The 21403-nt window shown below is 69.1% G+C and carries 20 protein-coding genes; 4 read left to right on the top strand and 16 right to left on the bottom strand.

All coding sequences use genetic code 11. From position 1 onward, the window contains the following. Window positions 1-8 precede the first annotated feature (8 nt). The gene (locus GE300_RS22965) at window positions 9-164 is read right to left on the bottom strand and encodes a hypothetical protein (RefSeq protein WP_233416960.1); all 156 of its coding nucleotides are present in this window, start codon (window positions 162-164) and stop codon (window positions 9-11) included. A 311-nt stretch (window positions 165-475) separates the two neighbouring features. Further along, the gene (locus GE300_RS11890; protein ID WP_154446791.1) at window positions 476-2929 is read right to left on the bottom strand and encodes a BTAD domain-containing putative transcriptional regulator; all 2454 of its coding nucleotides are present in this window, start codon (window positions 2927-2929) and stop codon (window positions 476-478) included. A 184-nt stretch (window positions 2930-3113) separates the two neighbouring features. Here GE300_RS11890 and GE300_RS11885 point away from each other — a divergent pair, with 184 nt between their 5' ends. Further along, entirely contained in the window at window positions 3114-3635 is a 522-nt protein-coding gene (locus GE300_RS11885; RefSeq protein ID WP_154446790.1) for a DUF6647 family protein, read from the top strand. A gap of 14 nt (window positions 3636-3649) precedes the next feature. Here GE300_RS11885 and GE300_RS11880 read toward each other — a convergent pair whose 3' ends face one another. The 6 genes from GE300_RS11880 to GE300_RS11855 form a co-directional block, all read right to left on the bottom strand. Next, window positions 3650-4747 carry an extracellular solute-binding protein gene (locus GE300_RS11880; protein WP_154446789.1) on the bottom strand — a complete coding sequence of 366 codons (1098 nt, stop codon included), beginning with the start codon at window positions 4745-4747 and terminating at the stop codon, window positions 3650-3652. Window positions 4748-4858: 111 nt separating this feature from the next. Then, the gene (locus GE300_RS11875; RefSeq protein WP_154446788.1) at window positions 4859-5611 is read right to left on the bottom strand and encodes an ABC transporter permease; all 753 of its coding nucleotides are present in this window, start codon (window positions 5609-5611) and stop codon (window positions 4859-4861) included. A gap of 9 nt (window positions 5612-5620) precedes the next feature. Further along, the gene (locus tag GE300_RS11870) at window positions 5621-6421 is read right to left on the bottom strand and encodes an ABC transporter ATP-binding protein (RefSeq protein ID WP_154446787.1); all 801 of its coding nucleotides are present in this window, start codon (window positions 6419-6421) and stop codon (window positions 5621-5623) included. Beyond that, window positions 6408-7169: an ABC transporter permease gene (locus tag GE300_RS11865; RefSeq protein WP_154446786.1), complete on the bottom strand. Its 762-nt coding sequence runs from the start codon at window positions 7167-7169 to the stop codon at window positions 6408-6410. Before GE300_RS11865 ends, GE300_RS11870 begins: the two co-directional genes overlap by 14 nt. Window positions 7170-7241: 72 nt before the next feature. After that, complete coding sequence (locus GE300_RS11860; RefSeq protein WP_154446785.1) at window positions 7242-8213, bottom strand: ABC transporter substrate-binding protein; 972 nt, start codon at window positions 8211-8213, stop codon at window positions 7242-7244. A 64-nt stretch (window positions 8214-8277) separates the two neighbouring features. Next, window positions 8278-9003: a FadR/GntR family transcriptional regulator gene (locus tag GE300_RS11855; RefSeq protein ID WP_154446784.1), complete on the bottom strand. Its 726-nt coding sequence runs from the start codon at window positions 9001-9003 to the stop codon at window positions 8278-8280. 129 nt (window positions 9004-9132) lie between these two features. Between GE300_RS11855 and GE300_RS11850 the strand changes: the two genes are divergently transcribed. Then, window positions 9133-9819: a fumarylacetoacetate hydrolase family protein gene (locus tag GE300_RS11850; RefSeq protein WP_154446783.1), complete on the top strand. Its 687-nt coding sequence runs from the start codon at window positions 9133-9135 to the stop codon at window positions 9817-9819. A gap of 78 nt (window positions 9820-9897) precedes the next feature. On the opposite strand, the gene GE300_RS11845 is transcribed toward GE300_RS11850, so the two are convergent. The 8 genes from GE300_RS11845 to GE300_RS11810 form a co-directional block, all read right to left on the bottom strand. Next, the gene (locus GE300_RS11845; protein ID WP_154446782.1) at window positions 9898-10950 is read right to left on the bottom strand and encodes a dihydrodipicolinate synthase family protein; all 1053 of its coding nucleotides are present in this window, start codon (window positions 10948-10950) and stop codon (window positions 9898-9900) included. Between the two features lie 15 nt (window positions 10951-10965). Next, window positions 10966-11613: a TetR/AcrR family transcriptional regulator gene (locus tag GE300_RS11840; protein ID WP_154446781.1), complete on the bottom strand. Its 648-nt coding sequence runs from the start codon at window positions 11611-11613 to the stop codon at window positions 10966-10968. After that, window positions 11600-12628: an NAD-dependent epimerase/dehydratase family protein gene (locus GE300_RS11835; RefSeq protein ID WP_154446780.1), complete on the bottom strand. Its 1029-nt coding sequence runs from the start codon at window positions 12626-12628 to the stop codon at window positions 11600-11602. Before GE300_RS11835 ends, GE300_RS11840 begins: the two co-directional genes overlap by 14 nt. Window positions 12629-12765: 137 nt before the next feature. After that, window positions 12766-13602, bottom strand: coding sequence for a sugar phosphate isomerase/epimerase family protein (locus tag GE300_RS11830; protein WP_154446779.1), 837 nt, complete (start codon window positions 13600-13602; stop codon window positions 12766-12768). Next, entirely contained in the window at window positions 13599-14117 is a 519-nt protein-coding gene (locus GE300_RS11825; RefSeq protein WP_154446778.1) for a tripartite tricarboxylate transporter TctB family protein, read from the bottom strand. The genes GE300_RS11830 and GE300_RS11825 overlap by 4 nt, the downstream gene beginning before the upstream one ends. Continuing rightward, a complete protein-coding gene (locus GE300_RS11820) occupies window positions 14114-15157 on the bottom strand; it encodes a Gfo/Idh/MocA family protein (RefSeq protein ID WP_154446777.1) in 1044 nt (347 codons plus the stop codon). The genes GE300_RS11825 and GE300_RS11820 overlap by 4 nt, the downstream gene beginning before the upstream one ends. Further along, window positions 15154-16668, bottom strand: a complete 1515-nt coding sequence (locus tag GE300_RS11815) for a tripartite tricarboxylate transporter permease (RefSeq protein ID WP_233416959.1) — start codon at window positions 16666-16668, stop codon at window positions 15154-15156. Before GE300_RS11815 ends, GE300_RS11820 begins: the two co-directional genes overlap by 4 nt. A gap of 117 nt (window positions 16669-16785) precedes the next feature. Beyond that, a complete protein-coding gene (locus GE300_RS11810) occupies window positions 16786-17790 on the bottom strand; it encodes a Bug family tripartite tricarboxylate transporter substrate binding protein (protein ID WP_154446776.1) in 1005 nt (334 codons plus the stop codon). A 279-nt stretch (window positions 17791-18069) separates the two neighbouring features. Between GE300_RS11810 and GE300_RS11805 the strand changes: the two genes are divergently transcribed. After that, entirely contained in the window at window positions 18070-18246 is a 177-nt protein-coding gene (locus GE300_RS11805) for a hypothetical protein (protein WP_154446775.1), read from the top strand. 15 nt (window positions 18247-18261) lie between these two features. Then, window positions 18262-21402 carry a formate dehydrogenase subunit alpha gene (locus GE300_RS11800; RefSeq protein WP_154446774.1) on the top strand — a complete coding sequence of 1047 codons (3141 nt, stop codon included), beginning with the start codon at window positions 18262-18264 and terminating at the stop codon, window positions 21400-21402. Window position 21403: the final 1 nt, after the last annotated feature.

Raw genomic sequence — 21403 nt, 5'->3', positions numbered from 1 at the left:
CTTCCACGTCATTGCCGATCAGGTCGTGCATCCAGTCGAGGTTGTACCTGCCGACATAGCAGCCTGCAGGCGATGATCATGACGATGGCCATGCCGCCGGTCCGCCGCCCGGCCAGCGCCGAACACGGCGCAATGTTCCGCGGCGCCAGCCCGCCATGCGCCATCAGCAGCCCGGCCAGCAGGAACAGCGGGGGTCGCCAGCCGGGCGAAGCTGTCGATCCCGGCCAACGCCCGTTGTGCCACGACGATCATCGGCGCGGTGTCGGCGACCAGCAGGTAGAGGATGCAGGACAGCCCCGGCGGCACCGCGATCGGCGCGTCGATCAGCACCAGCGCCGCGAACGAGCCGAGCAGGAAAAGTAGCGCCAGCTCATTTCCGCCATCCGCCCGGCAACAGGACCAGGAGCCTGTTCGCCCACGTCGGTGGCGAACTCTCGCACCCGCCCGATCCCGGCGGGACCGCGCGGCCACGGCGTCAGTCGGCCAGGCGGAACGCGAAGCGGCCGAGTTCGCCGACCAGTGCAAAGTTTCCGTCATCGCCGGACCGGAAGACCAGCTGGCAGGCCTCCAGCGTCACCTCCTGCCAGATCCAGCGGTCGCACAGGCGATCGCCCGAGATCCCGCTGGTGCCTTCCTCCGCGGCGGGCAGCGGCCCGAACGGCCCGGACTGGAACAGCGCGCCGCTGTCGGTCCGGACCTGCCGCCACGGCTGTTGCACCAGCCAGGACGACGCGCCGGCGATCTTGTGGCCGAACAGGGTCCGCCGGATGTCGTCGCCCGCCAGAGGCGCGAGCGGCCGGATCGGCGGCGCGTGCCCGCGCGCGGCCGGATCGGCCCCGGTCAGGCCAGCCAGCAGCCGGTCTCGGACCGCGGCATCCGCGAAGCCGAAGAGGTCGAGCGTCTCGGCCGGATCCGGGCGTCGCCAGGTCGCGGCGCGCGGATTGGCGTAGGTGACGGTTCCGATCTTCCACGCAGCGTAGGGCCGGCTTTCCACCGCCGCGACGAAATCCGCGTGGGCCCGCGCGGCGGCGTCCGGATTTCCGGCCAGGCTCTCCAGTGCGGCGATCAGCGCCAGCAGCCGGACCGGCGGCGGGCGCGCGAACTCTCGTGCCGAGGCGGCCGCCGTCCGCGCGCCGCCGATGTCCCCGCGCGCAAGCCGCGCCAGCGCAAGCACGGTGTAGCCGTCCTGCGGCGCGCCGGGCGAAAGCGCGATCGCGCGGGCGGCCAGCTGTTCGGCCGGTTCCAGCCGGCCCGTAAGCGCATAGGTCTCGGCCAGCACTTCGAGCGTTGCCACATGGGCCGGCTCCAGCCGCAGGGCCGTGCGCGCCAGCGCCTCGGCCGCGGCGAGATCGCGCCGTCGCAGCGCCAGCCGCGCGCGCGCGGCAAGCAGGTCCGGGTGGTCTGCCGCGTGCCGCGCCAGGATTGCCTTTAGCGCAAGATACCCTTCCAGCCAATGCTGGCCCGCGGCCCTTGCATAGGCGTCGGGTCCGAAGGCGATCCGCTCGTGGGCCACGGCAAGGGCCGCCGCCGGCGCCACCGAGTCCGGAAAGCGCGCGGCGATCGGCGTGAGCAGGGCGATCGCCTCGGCGTTCGCGGCCGCCGTGCCCGCGTGCAACAGGCCGAGGCTGCGCAGGTAGCCGGGCAGCACGTCGTGCGGCAGCGGCGGCGCCGGCGACGGCGGCGCGGGGGCAAGCGTCAGGTCGATCTGCGCCGCCACGCCGGCAAGCACCTGGTCGCGGAAGCGGCGCGGATCGGCGGCGGGCGCGGAGAACCTGCCGGCCCAGACCTCGCGTCCGCTCCCGAGATCGGTGATCCAGAGGTTGAGGATCAGCTGGTCGTCCTCGGCCCGCAGCCGTCCGCGCAGGACATGGCTGGCGCCACTTCGCGCGGCCGCGTCCTCGGGGATCAGCCGCCCGCTTTCGCGCGACATGATTTCGAGGCCGGTCCGGCGCACCAGTTCGGTCGACAGATCGTCGCCGAACCCGGCCGCCATACCGTCGGCGACTCCGTCGCCGGCGTCGAACGGGCGGACCAGCAGCCGCATCGCTTCGGGATCGGGTCCGGGATCCGGCAGCGCAAGGAACACCGCGCCGGCAAGCGCGGCCACGAGCATTGCCGCAAGGACTGCATGGCGGGGCCGCCTCCGCGGCGCCACCGGAGCGCGCGCCGGTATCCGCGGCGCCGGCGCGGCGGTGGCGAGCCTGCCCGCGCGGATCGCGTCGGCCAGTTCGGCGAACCCGGCCGAAGGCGCGATCCCGAGGTCGCCGGCAAGGCGCTGCGCGAACCGTTCGGCGGCGCCCAGCGCGGCCGCCGGGCGACCGTCCCGCGCCAGCAGCCGCAGCTTTACCCGCATCGCCGGTTCGGAATAGGGATCGATGCGAAGCAGGCTCTCGATCGCGTCGGCGTCGGCCGTTTCAGGCGCGGTCTCCCACGCGTTCATCAGGCTCGTGCCTGCCGTTTCCGCAAGGCCTTCGAGCCGCACCCGCTCGGCGCCCCGCCATTCCGTGTATGCCTCCTCGGTGTCGATCGCGAGGTCGTCCAGGAACGGCCCGGCGTAAAGCGAAAGGCAGCGCGCGCAGGAACGGGGCGCCGGTTCGCGTGCCGCCTTCTCGAGCGCAAGGGCATCGACCGTCACGCGGGACGCATCGACCGATACCGCCGCCACGTCCGCCGCGATCAGCCCGGGCGCGTGCCGGTCCAGCGCGCGCCGCAGGCTGTAGAGCGCCTGGCTGAGCGAGGCGAGGGACTGCCGGGTTTCGCCGCGGCTCCACAGCAGGCCGGCAAGCCGGTCCCGCGGCACCGGGCGGCCGCGCGCCATCAGCAGGCAGGCCAGTGCGGCACGGGCCTTCCGGGTCCCGATCCGAATCTCGGCGCCCTCGGCGGTGGTCACGCGAAAGCGCCCGAGCAGTGTCATGTGCAGCTCGGCCATGCCGGAAAGTGTCCGCCCGCTGCCGCCGCGAGGTCAAGCGGGCAGGTCGGCGACGCTCCGCCGCGCCAGACAAATCCGCCGCGAATCCGACGTTTTGAGACCCGGTTGAGACCCGCTTGCGGCGAATCTGAGGGGCGGCCGGCACAGCCGTTGCAGTGACACCTCGAAGCAAGGGAGCCGGCCGATGACCGTGTTCAGAGCCGCCGCAATTCTTCTGGCCCTCGCCGGGCCGGCAGTCGCAGCACCGGAGACCGGTTCGTCTTTGCGCGTGCTCGGATCGCCGACACGCCAAGCGCTGATCGAGGAACTCGAAGACTGGCTTGACGCCAACACCGAATTGCCGCGCTCCGCGATCCCGCTGGTGCGGGTCGCCCTGATCGCGGCCGGGGACGAGGTGTCCTACGAAGGCCGGTTGACCCGGCTCGAGGACACCGTGCGCGGGCTTTATGACGAGGCGACCGCCACCATCTATCTTGTCCGGCCGTGGTCGGGCGACACGGCGTGGGACCGCAGCGTCCTGCTGCATGAACTGGTGCACCACCGGCAGGCCGCGGCGCGGCATTGGTACTGCCCGCAGGCGATGGAATGGGACGCCTACCGAATACAGGAAAGCTATCTCGACGCGCACGGTCAGACCGGCGACTTCCAATGGGGTTGGGTGTTGCTGGTTTCCAGCTGCGCGTCGCGCGACCACCACCCGGACTGACGGGCGCAGCGCCCTCAATGCCCCAGGCCGCGCCTCCATTCCGCGAATCGGTCCGCGAGCCTGGCGCCATGCTCGGTCCAGAAATCCGCGTCGAGGATCAGCGCGCCTTCCACGCGGTCCTGCCGCGAGGGGATGTGCGGCAGCACCGGCTGACCGGTGTGGAACCAAGGCTCGCCGGCGGCGATGATGCCGAGCGCCGAGCGGCGCATCGGGCCGTACGGGATCCAGCGGGCCTGCGCGGCCTGCTGTTCCGGCTCGGCGGCATGGCGCAGGAACGCCAGCGCGGCCGGCGCGTTCGGCGTTCCCGCGACGATCGCGAACCATTCCTCGTCCAGGATCTGGCCGTCGTAGACCGTGCGGATCTCGGTGGCGCCGGACAGGTGGGCGGCGGCGACGCGACCGTTGTAGGCGGTGCTCATCGCCACCTCGCCGGAGCGCAACAGCGCCACCGGCTCCTCGCCCGAGGACCAGAACCGCAGCTCGGGCGCGATCCGTGTGAGCATCGCCAGCGCCCGCTCGACGCCCGCTTCGCCGGCCAGAAGCGGATAGACCTGCGCCGGCGGCACGCCGTCCGCCAGCAGCGCCATCTCGAGGTTGGCCTGCGGGAAGGCGGCGATGGCCCGGGGCCCCGGGAACCCTTCGATGTCGAAGAAATCCGCCAGCGTGGCCGGGGCAGCATCGGCAAAGGCGCGGGCATCGTAGGCCGTGACCCAGGACCAGGTGATGTTCGGGCCGACGCAGGCGTTGGGGCGCGGGATCACCAGGTCGCGGTCCAGCGCCTGCGGAAACAGATCGTCCGGCAGTTTCAGGAACAGGCCCTCGTCGCAGCCCGCACGGGCGTCGTGGCCCAGCACGTCAACGACGTCCCAGGCGATCCGGCCGCTCGCGACCTGCGCCCGGATTTCCTCCAGTCCGCCGCGGTACTCGGCCCAGTCGACCGCAATGCCGGTCTCGGCGGTGAACCCGCCGCCGTAGGCGATCTCCTGGCTGACCTGATAGGCACCGCCCCAGGTGGCCACCGTCAGCCCGCCATCGGCCGAGACCGGCGCCGCCGCAAGCGCGGCGAGCGCGACGGACAGAACGACGGTGCGGGCTTTGGCGGCGGGCGTCATGCCAGCAGCCTAGTGGCACCGCCGCCGCCTGATCAACGTCCATCGCCTGCGGCGCAGTCAACGGCGCTGCAGGTCCGGCGCGGCCCGTCCGGCCGCTCGGCCCTGCCAGTGTCAGCGCTTGGCGGCGTAGTACGACACCCGGCGCTCGAGATAGGCGAGAAATTCCGAGATCGTGAAGGCGAGCGCGAAGAGCACGATCAGCACCGCCCAGAAATGCGCCATCAGGAAGTTGGCCGAGTAAAGTTCGAACAGCGCGCCGAAGCCGACGATCGAGATCAGCAGCTGGCCGATGATCACCCCCTTCACCGCGCGGATGATGCCGATCCGCACCCCGCCCAGGATCTCGGGCAGCGCCGCCCAGAAGTAGATCTTGAAGAACGCGTTGAGCGGCGAGGCACCGAAGCTGCGGGCCATCTCGACCAGCGATTTGTTGATCTGCCGCACGCCCGCGCGCGCGTTCAGGATGATGATCCAGATCGCGAACAGGGTGGTGGTGACGATGATCGCCTTCATGCCGAACCCGAAAAGCACCATCAGCACCGGCACCAGCGCCGTCAGCGGCGCGCTGAGGAACACGTTCACCCAGGGCAGCAGAAGCTCGTCCAGCAGCCGGCTCTTGCCCATCAGGATGCCCACCGGGATACCGATCAGGATCGCCGCCGCGACCCCCGCCACGAAGGCGTATGCGGTTTCGAACAGCGCCTTCTGGAACGCGGCGGTGCCGAGGACCTGGAACAGCGTGACCACCACCTCGCTCAGCGGCGGAACGAAGAAGGTCAGCCCGGCACGGCCGACGATCTCCCACAGCAGGCCCCACAGCAGAAGCGACGACATGCCCGGCAGGCGGTATCCGTAAACGATCATGCCGCCCCCCTATTCCACATAGCTTCTGAGCGAGGCCCAGATCTGGTCGACGATGTCCAGGTATTCGGGATCGCGGCGGATGTTGTCGACGCCCTTGTTGCGGAAGCTGGACGGGCGGATGATCTCGTGCACGCGGCTGGGGCGGGGCAGCAGGATCGCGATCTGGTCCGAGACATAGACCGCCTCCTCGATCGAGTGGGTGACGAAGATGAAGGTCTTGTTCTCGTTCTGGACCAGGCCGAGCAGATCCTCCTGGAACTTGCGGCGGGTCTGTTCGTCCACCGCCGAGAACGGCTCGTCCATCAGCAGCACCTCGGCGTCGACCGCCAGTGCCCGGGCCAGGCCGACGCGCTGCCGCATGCCGCCGGACAGCTCGTGCGGGTAGCTTTTCTCGAACCCCGCCAGCCCGACCTGCCGGATGTAACGCTCGGCGATGGCCTCGCGTTCGGAGGTCGGCACGCCGCGCATCTCCAGCCCGAAGCCGACGTTGCGGATCACGTTGGCCCAGGGCATCAGCGCGAAGTCCTGGAACACGAAGGCGCGGTCCGGGCCGGGGCCGGTGACCTTCCTGCCGTTCACCTCGATCTCGCCCGAGGTCGGCTCCAGCAGGCCGGCGATGATCTTCAGCAGCGTGGTCTTGCCGCAGCCGGACGGTCCCAGCAGCGAGGTCAGCTGGCCGCGCGGAAACTCCAGCGACAGGTCGCGCAGCGCCTCGACCGGGCCGTAGTTCTTGCTGATGTGGCGGACCGAGACGGCGCTTTCGAGCGCGGCGGGGTCGGGCTGCATGATCAATTTTTCAATCTGAGACATAGCCACGCTGGTTTCCTTCGAACAGGACGGTTTCCACCTTTTCCAGCAGGTTCAGGAACAGAACCGCCAGCAGGATGATCGAGAAGATGGCCGCATACATGCTGGGATAGTCGGCGATCGAGCGGCTGAAGGTGATGATGTCGCCGACCCCGGTGGGGGTGATCTTCAGCTCGGCCAGGATCGCGCCGATGAACCCTGCCGAGATGCCCAGCCGCAAGCCGGCGAAGATCACCGGCGAGGCGGCGGGGATGATGATGCGCAGGATGATCGACAGCTCGGAAGCAAGGAACGAGCGCCCCATCTCCTTCAGCGATTCGGGGGTGTTGCGCACCGCGCCGCTGGTGTTCAGCACGATCACCGGCATCGCCATGATGCACACCACCAGCACCTTCGAGGTCAGCCCGATGCCGTAGGCCAGCACCAGCAGCGGGATCAGCGCCGCCAGCGGCGCCGCCTGCATCACCACGAAGATCGGCGAGAACAGCCAGTCGAACACGCTGCTCAGGCCGACCCACAGGCCGATGGCGATCCCCAGCACGGCGGAAATGGCGATGCCGACGGCCAGCGGCTTCAGCGTCTCGGCATAGGCGGCGATCATCGTGCCGTCGGCGAACATCTCCAGCAGCGCCCGCATCGAGTCGATGAAGGTGGGGAAGGCGTAGCTGACCGGGATCCGGCCCGCGACCTCCCATGCGCCGAACAGGATCGCGGCCGACAGCAGCTTGAGCAGCAAGGCTCGTCTGGGCATGAAGCGTCTCTTTCCGATGACCGAGGGTCGAAGCCGCCGCGCCCGGGGACCGGGTGCGGCGGCAGACGAGGTCTACTTCATCGCCGCGTCGAGCGGCGCGAGATACCAGAAGTCCTCGATGTTCAGCTCGCTCGGGTCACCCTCGAGCTGGCCGGCCGACGAGTACCACTCCAGATCGGCCTGCGCCGCCTTTCGCCCGCCGCCGTTGGCATCGTAGAGCCCGCCCTCGACCGCGTCCTTGTAGAACCCGTCGAGCTCGGCAAGGATTTCCTGCGGAAGCTGGCCGATCGGGCCGTCGGGGTCGGTCTCCTGCCGGATGATCGTCGGATCCTCGGCCATGTCCTGCCAGGTGCCGAGCAGCGCATCGACGAAGATCTGCACGTCCTCCTCGTTTTCCTGGATCCAGTTCAGGTTGGCGAACAGCGCCTCGTCGCTGGCCTCGACGTCGAACATCTCGAGCACGTTGAAATCGCCCGCCGCCTCGCTGCGCATCAGCTTGTTCTTGTTCGACAGATCGATGATCGTGGCGTCGGCGCGCCCGCCCAGCAATGCGGCCACCCGGTTCGACGAGCCCGGAACGTACGACCGCTCGCCGAAGGTGATGCCCACCCGCTCCTCGATCACGTTGGCGATCGAGTCGGTGCCGCCGCCGCGCGAGTGCAGCAGGATCGGCTCGCCGTCCAGATCCTCCAGCGCGCTGTACTTGGTGGTGGTGACCGGGAAGAACTTCAGCTTCGACAGCTGGAAGATGATCCGCAGCGGCGCCTTCGACCGCTGCATCGCCGCGTAGGGCGTGCCGAAGCCGATGTCCATCTGGCCGCTGATCACCGCCTGGATCGCGAGTTCCTCGTCGGAGAACGCCGTCCACTCGTAGTCCAGCCCGTTCGCCCTGGCGCGGTCGAGGGCGACGAAGAAGGCGGCAAGCTCGTCCGACGGTGTCTCGGCCAGCGCGATGCGGATGGTGTCGGCGCTGGCCGCGGCCATCGACAGGGCCAGGGCCGCCGGCGCGATGGCGACGCGTCCCAGGATCTTCAGTATCGACATTCTTTCCTCCCTTGTTTTGGCTTCTTGGTCTTGTTCCGTGGTCCGGAATCGTGCGGCTGCCGGTTCAGACCTCCCCGAACAGGCGCGCCGACACCGAGCCGAGGTGCGTGCGCATGGCGGCGTGCGCCTCGACCGGATTGCGGGTCTGGATCGCCGCGACGATGCGGTCGTGCTCGGTGAAACTGGTATGGTCGCGCGGCGGGCGTTCCGACGTGCGCACCACCGTGTCCCAGGCGATGGCGCGGCGGACGTGGTTCAGCTGGTCGAACAGCGCCAGCAGAAGCGCGTTGCCGGTCGCCTCGGCGATGGCGCGGTGGAACACGTCGTCGCAGGCTTCGTAGTCGTCCCAGCTGGCGGCGGCAAAGGCGCCTTCGCGCGCGTTCTCGATCCGGGCGACAGCCTCGGCGGTGGCGTTCACCGCCGCTTCGCGCGCGATCGCCGGTTCCATCGACAGCCGCGCGCGCATCATCTGCAGCGGGCCGACCTGGCGGCTCAGCTCGGCCAGGCTGGCGACGGGGGTGCCGCCGCGCGCGCTGGACACGAAGGTGCCCTTGCCGACGTGGCGCCAGATCAGCCCGTCGCGCTCCAGCGTCTCCAGCGCCTTGCGCAGGGCGGCGCGCTTGATCCCGAACCGTTCCGTCAGCTCGCGCTCGGGCGGCAGCCGGTCGCCGGGTTGGTAGCCGCCGCCGGCGATCAGGTCCCGCAGCGCATCGACCACATCCCGGCCGTGGCCGCCGGCAGCAGGTGCGGGCGGCTCGGAGGCGGAATATTGGTTGATCAATTCGTTCATATCGGAGATAGATTGCGTCATCGCGGGCCAGATCGCAAGCATTTCGGACGAAAGATCCCTTCAGTCTCGAAATTGGTCCGGAATGGTTATGATTTGGTCGAATCCGGCCAGCAACGGGAGGTCCCACTCATGTCTGATTACGTCATCGATGCCCCGGCGGTGGTCGCGCTGCCGGTCGCCGGGTCTGACCGGCGGTTTCCCGTCCGCCGGGTGTACTGCATCGGTCGCAACTATGCGGCCCACGCGATCGAGATGGGGCACGATCCGGACCGCGAGCCGCCGTTCTTCTTCCAGAAGAACGCCGACAATCTCGATCCTTCGGGCACGTTTCCGTATCCGCCGAATACCTCGGACGTGCATCACGAGGCCGAGATCGCGGTAATGCTGAAAACCGGCGGCACCAACATCGCCGTCGACGATGCGCTGGAGCATGTGTTCGGCTATGCGCTGGCGCTGGACATGACCCGGCGCGACCTGCAGGGCGAGCAGAAGAAGCTTGGCCGGCCCTGGGAGATTGGCAAGGCGTTCGAGCGCTCGGCGCCGGTCGGGCCGATCCATCCGGTCGCCGCGGTGGGTCACCCCAGCGCCGGCCGGATAGCGTTGAGCGTGAATGGCGAGGTGCGGCAGGAGGGCGACCTCAACCAGATGATCTGGAAGGTCCCCGAGATGATCGCCTATCTGTCGGAGTATTTCGAACTGGCGGCGGGCGACGTGATCCTGTCGGGCACCCCGTCCGGCGTCGGCCCGGTACGGAAAGGCGACGAGATGGTGATCGAGGCCGATGGCCTGGGATCGATGACCGTGTCGGTGGCCTGACCGCCAGTCGGCCGGACCGGCTTGGGCCTGCGGGGCTTCGAGCCGGCCGTCCGGTCGGCCCGGGCAGCGCCGGGTCCTTCAGCCAGTCAGCCACCGGTCGCGATGCGTCGCGACGAAAGCGTCGTCCGTCAGTTCCGGATGCTCGGCGAGCAGACGGTCCAGGCGCTCCATCTGTCCCGGCCCCATGCTCTCGTCCGGATCGAGGCACCAGGTGCCTTCCAGCAGGCCCTGGCGGCGCAGCACCTCGTGCAGCGCGGCGATGCAGCCGGCGAAATCGTTGGCGGCGTCGAACAGCACAGCGTTGGCCCGGGTGGTCAGCGCGTCGAGCGCCAGCCAGTCGGTGACGCTGCGACCGCCGGGGCGGTCGTGGATCTCGTCGAGCAGTTCGACCGCCCGCCGGGTCCAGACTGCCCAGTGACCCAACAGACCGCCGCGGATACGCACCGGCACCTCGACGCCGTCGCGCTTGATGCGGACCTCGGTCAGCAGGTCGGCGACGATGTGATCGTCATTGCCGGTATAGAGCGTGACGCGGTCCTCGGCCCGGGCGGCGACGACGGCCTCGATCACGTCCAGCGTCTGGTAGCGGTTGAACGGCGCCATCTTGATCGCCAGAACGTTCTCGATGCCGGCGAAGCGCCGCCAGAAGCCGGCGGGCAGGTGCTGCCCGCCGACGGCGCGCTGCAGGTAGAAGCCGACCACCGGCATCACCCCGGCGACGGCGCGGCAATGGGCGATCAGCGCGTCCTCGTCCATCGCGTCCCGACCGGCGAGGGACAGCAGCACCGCGTGATAGCCGAGCGCGCGTGCCGTCTCGGTCTCGTCCACGGCCTGCGCGGTCGGCCCCATCGCCCCGGCGATCAGGAACGGCTCGGAGCCATGGCGGGCGGCTTCGCCGGCGGCAAGCTCGAGTACGGGGCGAAACAGACCGGCTTCGCGGATCGCGAACTGCGTCGTGTGCACGCCGACCGCCAGCCCCGCCGCGCCGGCATCGAGGTAGTAGCGCGACAGCGCCCGCTGCCGCCGTTCGTCCAGTTCGCGCCCGGCGGTAAGCGCGAGCGGATGCGCCGGAACGACCCCGCCCTTGCGCAGCTTGGCGAGCGGAATGGGGGCAATGTCGGAGATAAGCAAGCGGTCGATCCTTTGTCAGGGGCGAAGATATCCGAGGATCACCTCGATCACGTGGGCGCGGCGGTAGCCGAGCAAGGCATCGCCCGGCGGAAGGTCGAAGATCGCCGACAGCGTGTAGCGGTTGGCGATCGAGAAATAGCAGATCGACGCGATCGAGATGTACAGTTGCTGCGGGTCGGCATCGCCGCGGAACACGCCTTGCGCCGCGCCGCGCGCGAGCACCTCGCGCAGCGTTCCCACCACGGGACTGTTGAGCTTGCGCGCCATGGCGGCATCGATGTGGACCCCGGCGTGCAGGTTCTCTTCGTTGATCAGCTTGATGAACTCGGGGTTGGCGGCGACATAGTCGAACGAGAACTCGACCAGCGTGCGCACCGCCTCGACCGGATCCCTGTGCGACAGGTCCAATGCAGCCTCGGCCGAGCGGATCAGCGCGTAATTGTGCTCCAGCACTGCCGAGAACAGCGCCGCCTTGGAGCCGAAATAATGATAGATCATCGCCTTGTTGCAGCCTGCGCGCTCGGCGATGGCGTCGATCCGGCCGCCGCCCAGGCCGCGCTCGGCGAACTCGGCGCGGCCGGCGTCGAGGATCGCGCCCCGCGTCGCCTCGGCATCGCGCGTGCCCTTCCTGCGGCTGGCCAGGGCTGTGTCAGTACGCGCCATCGCGGACCTCGAAATGGGTGGGCTTGCCCAGCGAGCCGCGGTCGTGCGCCACCCAGTCCGCGGTCCAGTCGACGACCTGCGCGAGCGGCACCTCCGGATAGCCGAAATGCCGCTGCTGCAGCGTGGTGTCGACCAGCCAGGCGCGGTTCTGCTCGGTGCCGGTGAACACCGGTTCGGTGCCGAATGCGTTGCCGAACCGCTCGGCCAGGCGCCGGATCGAGGCGGTTTCCGGGCCGGACAGGTTCAGAACCGCCGGCGGCGCCTCCGCCAGCGCCAGCGCCCGCAGCGCCACGTCGTTCGCGCTGCCCTGCCAGATCACGTTGCAGTGCCCCATGTCGAGCGGCACCGGCGCGCCCGCCTTCACCGCCCGCGCGATGTCGTGCAGCACGCCGTAGCGCAGGTCGAGCGCGTAGGACAGGCGCAGGATGACCGAGCGGGTCCCGTGCGTGTTGGCGAAGTGCTCGAAAACGCGCTCGCGCCCGATGCAGGAGTTCGCGTACTCGCCCGGCGGGGCGACGCGCAAGGTTTCGGGCGCGCCGCCGCTGGTGACGTCGACGAACGGATAGACGCAGGCGGTGGAATACACCACCAGCCGGGAGGCCGCGAAGGCTTCGGCGACGATGGCCGGGCAGAGGACGTTCATCGCCCAGGTCAGCCCCAGATTGCCCTCGGAGCCGAACTTGCGCCCGGCAAGGAACACGGCGTTCTCGGTCTTTTCCAGCGCATCAACCGCCGCGCGGTCCAGAAGATCGCAGGTCACCGTCTCGATGCCCCAGCCGGCCAGTTTCCGTTTCAGCCCCGGTTCCGAAAAGCGCGCGACGCCGATGATCCGCTTGTCCGGGGCGGCGCGCTTCGCCATCCGTGCCAGCGTCGGCCCGATCTTGCCGCCGACGCCGAGGAAGGTGATGTCGCCGGGCAGCGCGGCGAGCGTCTCGACCAGCGCCGCGGACGGGGTCGACAGCACGTCTTCCAGAACCGTCTCATCGGCTATGCTGCGGGGGAAATCTGCCGACATTCAGCACTCCTTTGTCTGTTGTTTCGGTCCGGCGGGCACGGGGCCCGCGGACCGGCGTTCGCCCGGCGCGCGATCTGGCACGGGCGCCCTGGCGAGGACGCGTCTGTTCGGTGTCGCAACAGGCCCCGCGCATTGCGTCATTGTGCGTCTCCGATGGATTCGAGGATGCCGCGCAGATACCCGGCGGCGACCGCCGCCGTCGCCTCGCCTGATGGCTGATAGACGAAGGGCTCGACGCTGACGAAGCCGTCGTAGCCGCCGGACAGAAGCCTCTGCATCACCGGGCCGAACTGCATTCGGCCCTGTCCCGGCGCGCGGCGGTTCGGATCGTTCAGATGCACATGCGAGATCCGGCCGGTGGGCAGCCAGCGCGCCAGCACCGCGTCGGGCGGCTCGGTCTCGCCGCCGGCCGCCGCCGAGGTGTCGAGCATGGCCGACAGGCCGGGGCTGGCGATCTGGTCCAGCAGCGCCGCGCATTCCGCGACGGTGTTCAGATACCCGGTCAGCACCGGCGCGAGCGGCTCGAGGCAGTAGGTCACGCCTGCCGCCTCGGCCGCCGCCCCGGCGCGGGCGAAGCAGCGCGCGGCGGTCTCGCGGGCGATCTCCGGATTGGGGGCGTGGGCCAGATCGCGCTGCTCGGGCGAGCCGTGCACCAGGATCGCGCCACCCAGGTCGGCGCACAGTTCGGCCATCGCCGCCATGTGCGCGGCGGCACGGTCGGCGCGGACCGGGTCGGTGATCGACAGGCCGGCGGGCGCGGTCATCAGCCAGTGCAGCCCGGCGACCGCAAGTCCGGCATCCTCGATCGTGGTGCGGATGTCGCGGCGCGCGGCCCGCGGCAGCCGCGCGGGATCGTCGGACAGGGTGAACGGTGCAATTTCCAGCGCGTCGTAGCCGAGCGCGCGGGCGATGCGGCACTGCTCGGGCAGCGGATGCGCGCGCAGGACCTCGTTGCAGAGCGCCAGGCGGATCATCCGGGAAGCCTCACCAGGAACACCTCCTTGAACACGAACTCGATCCCGAACCCGGCGGCGACCGCCAGCACGGCGGCCCCGGGCAGAAGGTAGGCAAGGGGCAGCCTGCGCTCCGGGTTCGCCCAGTCCAGCACCAGGGTGAAGGCGAAGACGAAGGCGACGGTGGCGGGCAGGAACGGGATGTTGCCGAACAGCAGCAGCCCGTAGACCAGCGTCAGCGCCAGGGTCAGCACGGTGCGGAAACCCGAGGCCCGGGACCAGCGGTGGATGCTGACGCCGGCACCGGATGCCCGCCCGCGCAGGGCCCGTACCAGAAGCGCCACGCCGAAGATCAGCAGCATCGCCGAGATCAGGCCGGGGGTCACGCCGGGCACGGTATAGGGATCGGCATTGCGCTCGGCGAAGCGGGGCATCCGGAGCGATTCCAGCAATCCGCCGAGGCCGATCAGCGTCACCACCGCGCCGCTGAACAGATCGGCGCGGACCGCGCCCCTGTCTTGGGTCGTGGGTCTCATGCGGCGTCCTCCGGTTCGCGGGTCGTCAGGGTGAACGGACGTTTCGGCGCCGCCAACGCCGTCTCGACCGCAGCGCAGACCCGGGCCAGTTCCAGCGCGCCTTGCCGCGCGTCGCAAAGGACCGGGGCGCCGTCGTCGAGCGCATTCAGGAACCGGGCGAAGCTGTCGCGCAACAGGGATATCGTGCTGACGTCCGGCGTCGCCTCCCAGTGCAGCGCGGACGGATCGACGCTCCAGCCGGCGGGGCAGGGGGTGTAGCCGGCGCGGCCGTGGAACAGGCGGTTGCGGTTGAAGTCCAGAGTCAGCACGCCCTCGCTGCCGCCGACGGTCAGCGTCTTGCGCGTCACCGCCCCCGGCACCACGCTGTCGGCCGTCTCGCCTCCGCGGGGCAGGCCGAGGCGCAGCTCGCCCGCCAGACCGTTCTCGTGAACGGTGTCGATCCGGATGTCGTCGGCCACCGCCCCGGACAGGCGCGCCCACGCGACCGCCTCGACGCCGACGATCGGACAGCCGGTCAGGTGGCGCATCAGGTCGAGGAAATGCACGCCGTCGTTCAGCAGCAGCGAGCTGTCGGCCCGCATCCGCTTCCAACCCGAGAAATCCCCCCAGATCCCGACGATCCGGCCGATCGCGCCGGACTCGATCAGCGCGCGGGCGCGCAGGCTCAGCGGATGGGCGCGCAGGATCAGGCCGATCTGCAGCGGCAGCCCGTGCGCCGCATCAAGCAGCGTTTCAGCACCGGCGACGTCGGGCGTCGCCGGCTTTTCGATCAGGACCGGCAGGCGCCGCGCCAGCGCCTCGAGCGCAAGCGGCAGGTGCGTCGCGGGCGAGGTGGCGATATCGACCAGATCGGCGTGCGCCATCGCCGTGCGCGGATCGGCGAACATCCGGTCGCCGGGCAGGCCGGCGCCTTCGGCGCGGGCGCGGGCGCCGGGGTCGGGGTCGGCGACCAGCATGCGGATGCCGGGCAGCGTGGCCCAGGCCTCGGCGTGCAGCGCGCCGAAGCTGCCGTAGCCGCAGACGAGCACGCTGCGGGTCATGGCGCTGCCGCGCGCTTGCGTTCGCGCGCCTTGCGGATCAGGCGGCCCAGCGGCAGCAGGCCGGCGAGCAGGATGCCCAGCACCAGCAGCGCCAGCACCGCGCTGATCGGACGGGTGAAGAACGGCGCAAGGTCGCCCTCGGTCAGCGCAAGCGAGCGGCGCAGGTTGCTGTCGAGGATCGGGCCCAGCACGACGCCCAGCACCATCGGCGCGACCGGAAAGCCGGCCTCGCGCATCAGGAAGCCGATCAGGCCGAAAGCGATCATCAGATGCACCTCGAACAGGCGCCCGGAGATGGCGAAGGCGCCGACGGTGCAGAGCGTGAAGATGATCCCCAGCAGCCATTCGCGACGCACCTTGAGGATCAGCAGCAGGGGCCGCGTCAGCAGCAGGCCCAGCACCAGGATGCCGACACTGGCCCAGAACACCATGGCGACGATCGAGAAGAAGAACTCCGGTTGCTGGTACATGATCAGCGGCCCCGGCCGGATGCCGTGGATGATCATGGCGGCCAGCAGCACCGCGGCCGGGGCGGAGCCGGGGATCGCCAGCGTGAGCACCGGGATCAGCGCGCCGGGCACGGCGGCGGAATTGCCGGTTTCGGCGGCCAGAAGCCCCTCGACCGAGCCCTTGCCGTATCCGTCCGGGTCTCGGGACAGTTTGCGCGCGGTGGCATAGGACACCCAGGCGCCCATGTCCTCGCCCACGCCCGGCACGACGCCCATGAAGGTCCCGATCACCCCCGAGCGGATCCAGGTGAAACTGTGGCGGAACGCCTGCAGGCTGGCGCGCAGAACCCCCGACGCGTTGCTGGCGACCGCCTGACCGGCCTCGCCGCGCATGACCGAGAACACCTCGGCGCAGCCGAACGCGCCCACCAGGATGGGCAGCAGCCCCAGCCCGCCGCTCAGATCCGATATCCCCCAGGAAAAGCGCGCGTAGGCGTGGATGCTTTCCTGCCCGACCATCGCCACCAGCAGACCGAAGAAGCCCGAGATCCAGCCCTTCAGCCCATCGTCCATCGCCGTGAGCTGACCGCAGAGCACGACGCCGAACACGGCGAGCCAGAAAAACTCGAACGAGCCGAAGTCCAGCGCGAATTCCGCCAGCCACGGCGCGACGATCGCCAGCGCCGACATGCCCACCACCGTGCCGAGGAACGATCCGGTGGTCGCCACGGCCATGGCACGCCCGGCCTGGCCCGAGCGTGCCAGCGGAAAGCCTTCGAGCGAGGTCGCCGCGTTCGCCGGCGTGCCCGGGATGTTCAGCAGGATCGCCGAGCGGCTGCCGCCGTAGATGGCGCCGACATACATGCACACCAGCACCAGGATTGCCCGGTCCGGGTCCATGCTCAGGGTCAGCGTGGTCATCAGCGCCACGCCCAGCGTCGCCGTCAGCCCCGGTATCATGCCGATCACGATCCCCAGAAGGCTGGCCCAGAACACCGTGAGGATCTGCCAGGACAGGCCGATCTCCGCGACGGCGGCCAGCATGTGGTTCAGGTTTTCCATGGCGAGCGGCGGACCCGTAAACGCGTGTCGGTGGGAAGGGCCGGTTGCCGGGGCGACCCTGGTCCGGGCGGCGGCGAGGCGGGGCCGGAGCGCAGCTGCCCCGGCCCCGGATCGGGGTCACTCGGGTTTCGGGATGCCGAACTCGGACGGGTCGTTGGGGGCGGTGCCGCCCTCGTATTGTTGCCAGGCATTGATGCTGAGGAAGGGCATGGCCGCGTCCTGGGCGGAATCGCCGTAAGATGGGTTGAACAGCGACGCGCGCTCGGCGGCGTAGGTCTTCATCTTCTCGCTGGTGGCGATCCGCTCCTCCCAGACCTTGTCCATGGCGGCCAGCACCTCGGCCGGGGCGTCGGCGGGGATGAACAGGCCGAAGTAGTTCGGCGCGACGGCGATGTCGGGCAGCCAGTCGGTGATCGGCGGGACCGTGCCGTAGCCATCGAGCTCCAGCGGCGTGTCGGCGACGACCGCCAGCGGGCGCAGCCGCCCGGCGCGGATCATGTCCACCTGTTCCACCGCAGTCTGCGCGGTCATCTGCGTCTCGCCCGCGACCGTCGAGGTCACGGCCGGCGCGCCGCCTTCGTAGGTGATGGAGCGGGTGTTGATCTCTGCCGTCCCGGCGATCGCGTCCAATGCGATCGCGCCGGCCGACGTCAGCCCGGCGGAAGCGACGGTGATCGGATCCTCGCTGGTCTTCAGCGCCTCGAGAAGCGCGCCGAAATCCTGGTAGGGAGTGTCGGCGTTCACCGACACCAGCGACGGGTTGGCGACGTGCAGGTACAGGCGCCAGTCCGAAAGCGTCGCGTCGAGCATGCCCAGCACCGGATAGGCCCCGAGGCCGGCGGCGGCGCCGGCGGCCATCGTCATCCCGTCGTGCGGGGCGTCCCAGACGGATTTCGTTCCCACCGACCCGGAGGCGCCGGGCTGGTTCAGCACCACGAAGGTCTGGCCGAAGGCGTCGCTGAGTTCCTGCGCCACGACCCGCGTCACGCTGTCGGTCGATCCGCCCGCGGACCACGGCACGACGATCGAGACCGGCTCGGACGGCGACCAGTCCTGGCCGGCGGCCGGAACGGCCAGCAGGCCGATCAGGCCCGCCGAGGCGGCGACGGATGTCATGTGCATTATCTTGCTCCCCGTTGTTAACTAACTTGTTGGTTATATCCTGCAGTGCCGATGATTTCCCGGTCAAGTGATTCCGGATCGCGATTCCGGATCGCGCTTCCGGGTGGCTTCGGGATGTCGCGGCTGCCGTTCGGCCGCGCCGCAGGCAATCGTCCTTGCGCTGCTGCACCCGGCGTGCCGAAGGTTCGGAATCTGAGCAAAAAAGCCGGGAACATATCGGCATTCCTGCGGTTGTCCCTTCAGATCAGACATTGGTGTCAAATGACCAGCGGATCTCAGATGCAGCATCAGCACAAAGTCTCGCGCCGGGGGTTCTTCGTCCTGTCCGGAACGCTCGCAGTGGCCTCGCAGGCGAATTCGGAACCGACGCCGGAAGCGGACAGCGGCGACAACCGCAGTGTCGTCGTGACCGAGACCGACCACATCCGGACCTACTACGCACTTGCCCGCCGCTAGTGGAAGGAAGCCGCCATGCTTCGCAAAAAGCAGAGCAGACCGAACCTGTCCCGGGCCGTTCCGAACATTGCCGCTGGCAGCGGGCTTGACCGTCGATCATTCCTGAGGAACTCGGGCCTGGGCGCGGCCGGCATCATGGCGTTCGGCGGACCGGCCGGCACGGTTCGCGCGCAGCAGGCGGAGGCGACCGCCGACATGCGGCAGTATCGCAAGACGGTGTGCCCGTTCTGTTCGGTCGGCTGCTCGATCTGGGCCGAGGTCGAGAACGGCGTCTGGGTCGGTCAGGAGCCGGCGTTCGAAAGCCCGATCAACCAGGGAACCCACTGCGCCAAGGGCGCGGCGACCCGCGAGATCGCGCTGGGCGAGCGGCGGACGAAGTACCCGATGAAGAAGGTGGACGGCGCATGGATCCGCCTGTCCTGGGAGCAGGCGATCGAAGAGATCGGCGAGAAGCTTCTGGCGATCCGCGAGGAACACGGACCGGACAGCGTGGAATGGCTGGGCTCGGCGAAGTTCTCGAACGAGCAGGCCTACCTGTTCCGCAAGTTCGCTGCGTTCTGGGGCACCAACAACGTCGACCACCAGGCGCGGATCTGCCATTCGACCACCGTTGCGGGCGTGGCCAACATCTATGGCTACGGCGCGATGACCAACAGCTACAACGACATCCGCAACTCGAAGTCGATCATCATCATCGGCGGCAACCCGGCCGAGGCGCACCCGGTGTCGATGCTGCATGTGCTGGGCGGCAAGGAGAACGGCGCGCCGCTGATCGTCGTCGATCCGCGTTTTACCCGCACCGCCGCCCATGCCGACGAGTATGTCCGCATCCGCCCCGGCGCCGATGTCGCCTTCCTCTGGGGGCTGGCGCGGATCATCCTCGAAAACGGCTGGGAGGACCGGGAATATCTTTCACAGCGCGTCTTCGGCTTCGACGAGGTGCGCAAGGAGATCATGAACTGGACCCCGGACGAGGTCGAGAAGGTCACCGGCATCCCGCCCGATCAGCTGGAAAGGGTCGCGCGCACCCTGGCCGACAACCGCCCTGGAACGCTGATCTGGTGCATGGGGCTGACGCAATCGACGATCGGCAACAACAAGACCCGCGCCGCGTCGATCCTGCAGCTGATCCTCGGCAACATCGGCAAGTCCGGCGGTGGCGCGAACATCTTCCGCGGTCACGACAACGTACAGGGAGCGACCGACCTGGGGGTCTCATGCGACACCCTGCCGGCCTATTACGGGCTGACCGAAAGCGCGTGGCGCCATTGGGGCCGGGTCTGGGACGTCGAGTATTCGTGGCTGCGTGACCGGTTCGCCTCGAAAGACCTCATGGAGGCCCCCGGCATTCCCGTCAGCCGCTGGGCCGACGGTGTGCTGGACGATGAAGGCGTCGATCAGCCCGCTCCGCTGAAGGGGATCTTTTTCTGGGGCCATGCCTCGAACAGCCAGACCCGCGGACCGGAGCGGGTGGCCGCGCTGAACGCGGTCGACCTGTGCGTGATCGTCGATCCCTACCCGACGCAGACCGCCATCGAGAACGAGATGACCGACAATCTCTACCTGCTGCCGTCCGGCTCGACGATGGAGATGGCAGGGTCGGTGACGAACTCGAACCGCTCGGTGCAGTGGCGCGAGAAGGTGGTCGAGCCGTTGTTCGAGGCGCGGACCGACTACGAGATCGTGCGCCTTCTGGCCGAAAAGCTCGGCTTCGCCGACCGGCTGTTCAAGCATATCGGCATCGAGAACGGCGTGCCGGTGGCCGAGGATATCCTGCACGAGATCAACCGCGGCACCTGGACCATCGGCTATACCGGTCAAAGCCCCGAGCGGCTGAAGCGCCACATGAAGCAGCAGGAGCTGTTCGACGGCATCTCGCTGATCGGCACATCCGGCGAGGTCGAGGGCGACTATTACTGCCTGCCCTGGCCGTCCTGGGGCCGGCCCGAAATGGATCACCCGGGAACGCCGCTGCTCTACGATCTGTCGAAGCCGGTCGCCGAGGGCGGACTTCCCTTCCGCGCCCGCTGGGGCGTCGAGCACGAGGGCGGAAACCTGCTTGCCGAGGACAGCTATCCGGCCGGCTCCGAGATCGAGGACGGCTATCCCGAGATCACCGTCAACATGCTCGAGGCGCTGGGCTGGGCGGACGAGTTGACGGACCGCGAGAAGCTGATCATCGTCGCCGTCGCCGCCGACCGCTTCAGCCACCAGATGTTCGACCTGACGGAAGAAGACGCCGCGCCGGCAATGGCCGCGCTTGAGAACGCGATCCGTACAGCCGACGCAGAGCGCGAAGCCGGCCCGTCTGACGACGGAAACACCATCGACGACGCATGGCTGAACTCCTCGCCGGACGGGCAGGACGGCAGCGCCCTTCCGTCAAACTTCCCCGGCTATTCGGACGAGGCCCTGGAGGTGATCGAGGCCTATCTGGCCGCCAATCCGCAGGACAAGGCCGACGCCGATCTGCCGCTGGTGCAGAAGATCGCCCGGGTGAACTGGAAGACAGATCTGTCCGGGGGGCTCCAGCGCGTCGCGATCGCGCACGGTCTGGCGCCGTTCGGGAACGGAAAGGCGCGGGCGCTGGTCTGGAACTTCCCCGACCAGGTACCGCTGCACCGCGAGCCGCTCTACACGGCGCGACGCGACCTGCTTCCGAAGTACCAGACCTTCGAAGATCGCACGGTGTGGCGGCTGCCGGCGCTCTATCGCTCGATTCAGGATGTCGATCACGCCGCGGACTTCCCGCTGGCGCTGACCTCGGGCCGGCTGGTCGAATACGAGGGCGGCGGCGACGAAACCCGGTCGAACAAGTGGCTGGCAGAATTCCAGCAGCAGATGTTCGCCGAGATCAACCCGGCGGATGCCGCCCGGTCCGGCATCGAGGACGGCGCCTTCTGCTGGGTGGCGACTCCGGAAGGCCGCGTCCGGGTGCAGGCGCTGGTCACCCGGCGTGTCGGCCCCGGCACGGTGTTCATGCCGTTCCACTTCGCCGGCATCTGGATGGGCGAGGACATCTCGGACCGCTACCCCGAAGGCGCGCGGCCTTACGTGATCGGCGAGGCGACGAACACCGTTCAGACCTATGGCTATGACGTGGTCACGCAGATGCAGGAGACCAAGGCCACGCTTTGCAGGATCGAAAGGGCCTGAT

Origin of the sequence: Halovulum marinum (assembly GCF_009697225.1) — a bacterium.
GTDB classification, from domain to species: Bacteria; Pseudomonadota; Alphaproteobacteria; order Rhodobacterales; family Rhodobacteraceae; genus Halovulum; species Halovulum marinum.
Note: the sequence above shows the minus strand (reverse complement) of the source record. Positions and strands in the feature narration are given on the sequence as shown.

What these genes read in the sequence shown, in the direction of transcription:
- GE300_RS11815 (WP_233416959.1), bottom strand. Translation starts at nt 16,668, where the DNA reads ATGGAAAACCTGAACCACATGCTGGCCGCCGTCGCGGAGATCGGCCTG.
- GE300_RS11875 (WP_154446788.1), bottom strand. Translation starts at nt 5,611, where the DNA reads ATGATCGTTTACGGATACCGCCTGCCGGGCATGTCGTCGCTTCTGCTG.
- GE300_RS11810 (WP_154446776.1), bottom strand. Translation starts at nt 17,790, where the DNA reads ATGCACATGACATCCGTCGCCGCCTCGGCGGGCCTGATCGGCCTGCTG.
- GE300_RS11870 (WP_154446787.1), bottom strand. Translation starts at nt 6,421, where the DNA reads ATGTCTCAGATTGAAAAATTGATCATGCAGCCCGACCCCGCCGCGCTC.
- GE300_RS11855 (WP_154446784.1), bottom strand. Translation starts at nt 9,003, where the DNA reads ATGAACGAATTGATCAACCAATATTCCGCCTCCGAGCCGCCCGCACCT.
- GE300_RS22965 (WP_233416960.1), bottom strand. Translation starts at nt 164, where the DNA reads ATGGCGCATGGCGGGCTGGCGCCGCGGAACATTGCGCCGTGTTCGGCG.
- GE300_RS11840 (WP_154446781.1), bottom strand. Translation starts at nt 11,613, where the DNA reads ATGGCGCGTACTGACACAGCCCTGGCCAGCCGCAGGAAGGGCACGCGC.
- GE300_RS11835 (WP_154446780.1), bottom strand. Translation starts at nt 12,628, where the DNA reads ATGTCGGCAGATTTCCCCCGCAGCATAGCCGATGAGACGGTTCTGGAA.
- GE300_RS11820 (WP_154446777.1), bottom strand. Translation starts at nt 15,157, where the DNA reads ATGACCCGCAGCGTGCTCGTCTGCGGCTACGGCAGCTTCGGCGCGCTG.
- GE300_RS11865 (WP_154446786.1), bottom strand. Translation starts at nt 7,169, where the DNA reads ATGCCCAGACGAGCCTTGCTGCTCAAGCTGCTGTCGGCCGCGATCCTG.
- GE300_RS11805 (WP_154446775.1), top strand. Translation starts at nt 18,070, where the DNA reads ATGCAGCATCAGCACAAAGTCTCGCGCCGGGGGTTCTTCGTCCTGTCC.
- GE300_RS11850 (WP_154446783.1), top strand. Translation starts at nt 9,133, where the DNA reads ATGTCTGATTACGTCATCGATGCCCCGGCGGTGGTCGCGCTGCCGGTC.
- GE300_RS11800 (WP_154446774.1), top strand. Translation starts at nt 18,262, where the DNA reads ATGCTTCGCAAAAAGCAGAGCAGACCGAACCTGTCCCGGGCCGTTCCG.
- GE300_RS11880 (WP_154446789.1), bottom strand. Translation starts at nt 4,747, where the DNA reads ATGACGCCCGCCGCCAAAGCCCGCACCGTCGTTCTGTCCGTCGCGCTC.
- GE300_RS11830 (WP_154446779.1), bottom strand. Translation starts at nt 13,602, where the DNA reads ATGATCCGCCTGGCGCTCTGCAACGAGGTCCTGCGCGCGCATCCGCTG.
- GE300_RS11825 (WP_154446778.1), bottom strand. Translation starts at nt 14,117, where the DNA reads ATGAGACCCACGACCCAAGACAGGGGCGCGGTCCGCGCCGATCTGTTC.
- GE300_RS11885 (WP_154446790.1), top strand. Translation starts at nt 3,114, where the DNA reads ATGACCGTGTTCAGAGCCGCCGCAATTCTTCTGGCCCTCGCCGGGCCG.
- GE300_RS11890 (WP_154446791.1), bottom strand. Translation starts at nt 2,929, where the DNA reads ATGGCCGAGCTGCACATGACACTGCTCGGGCGCTTTCGCGTGACCACC.
- GE300_RS11860 (WP_154446785.1), bottom strand. Translation starts at nt 8,213, where the DNA reads ATGTCGATACTGAAGATCCTGGGACGCGTCGCCATCGCGCCGGCGGCC.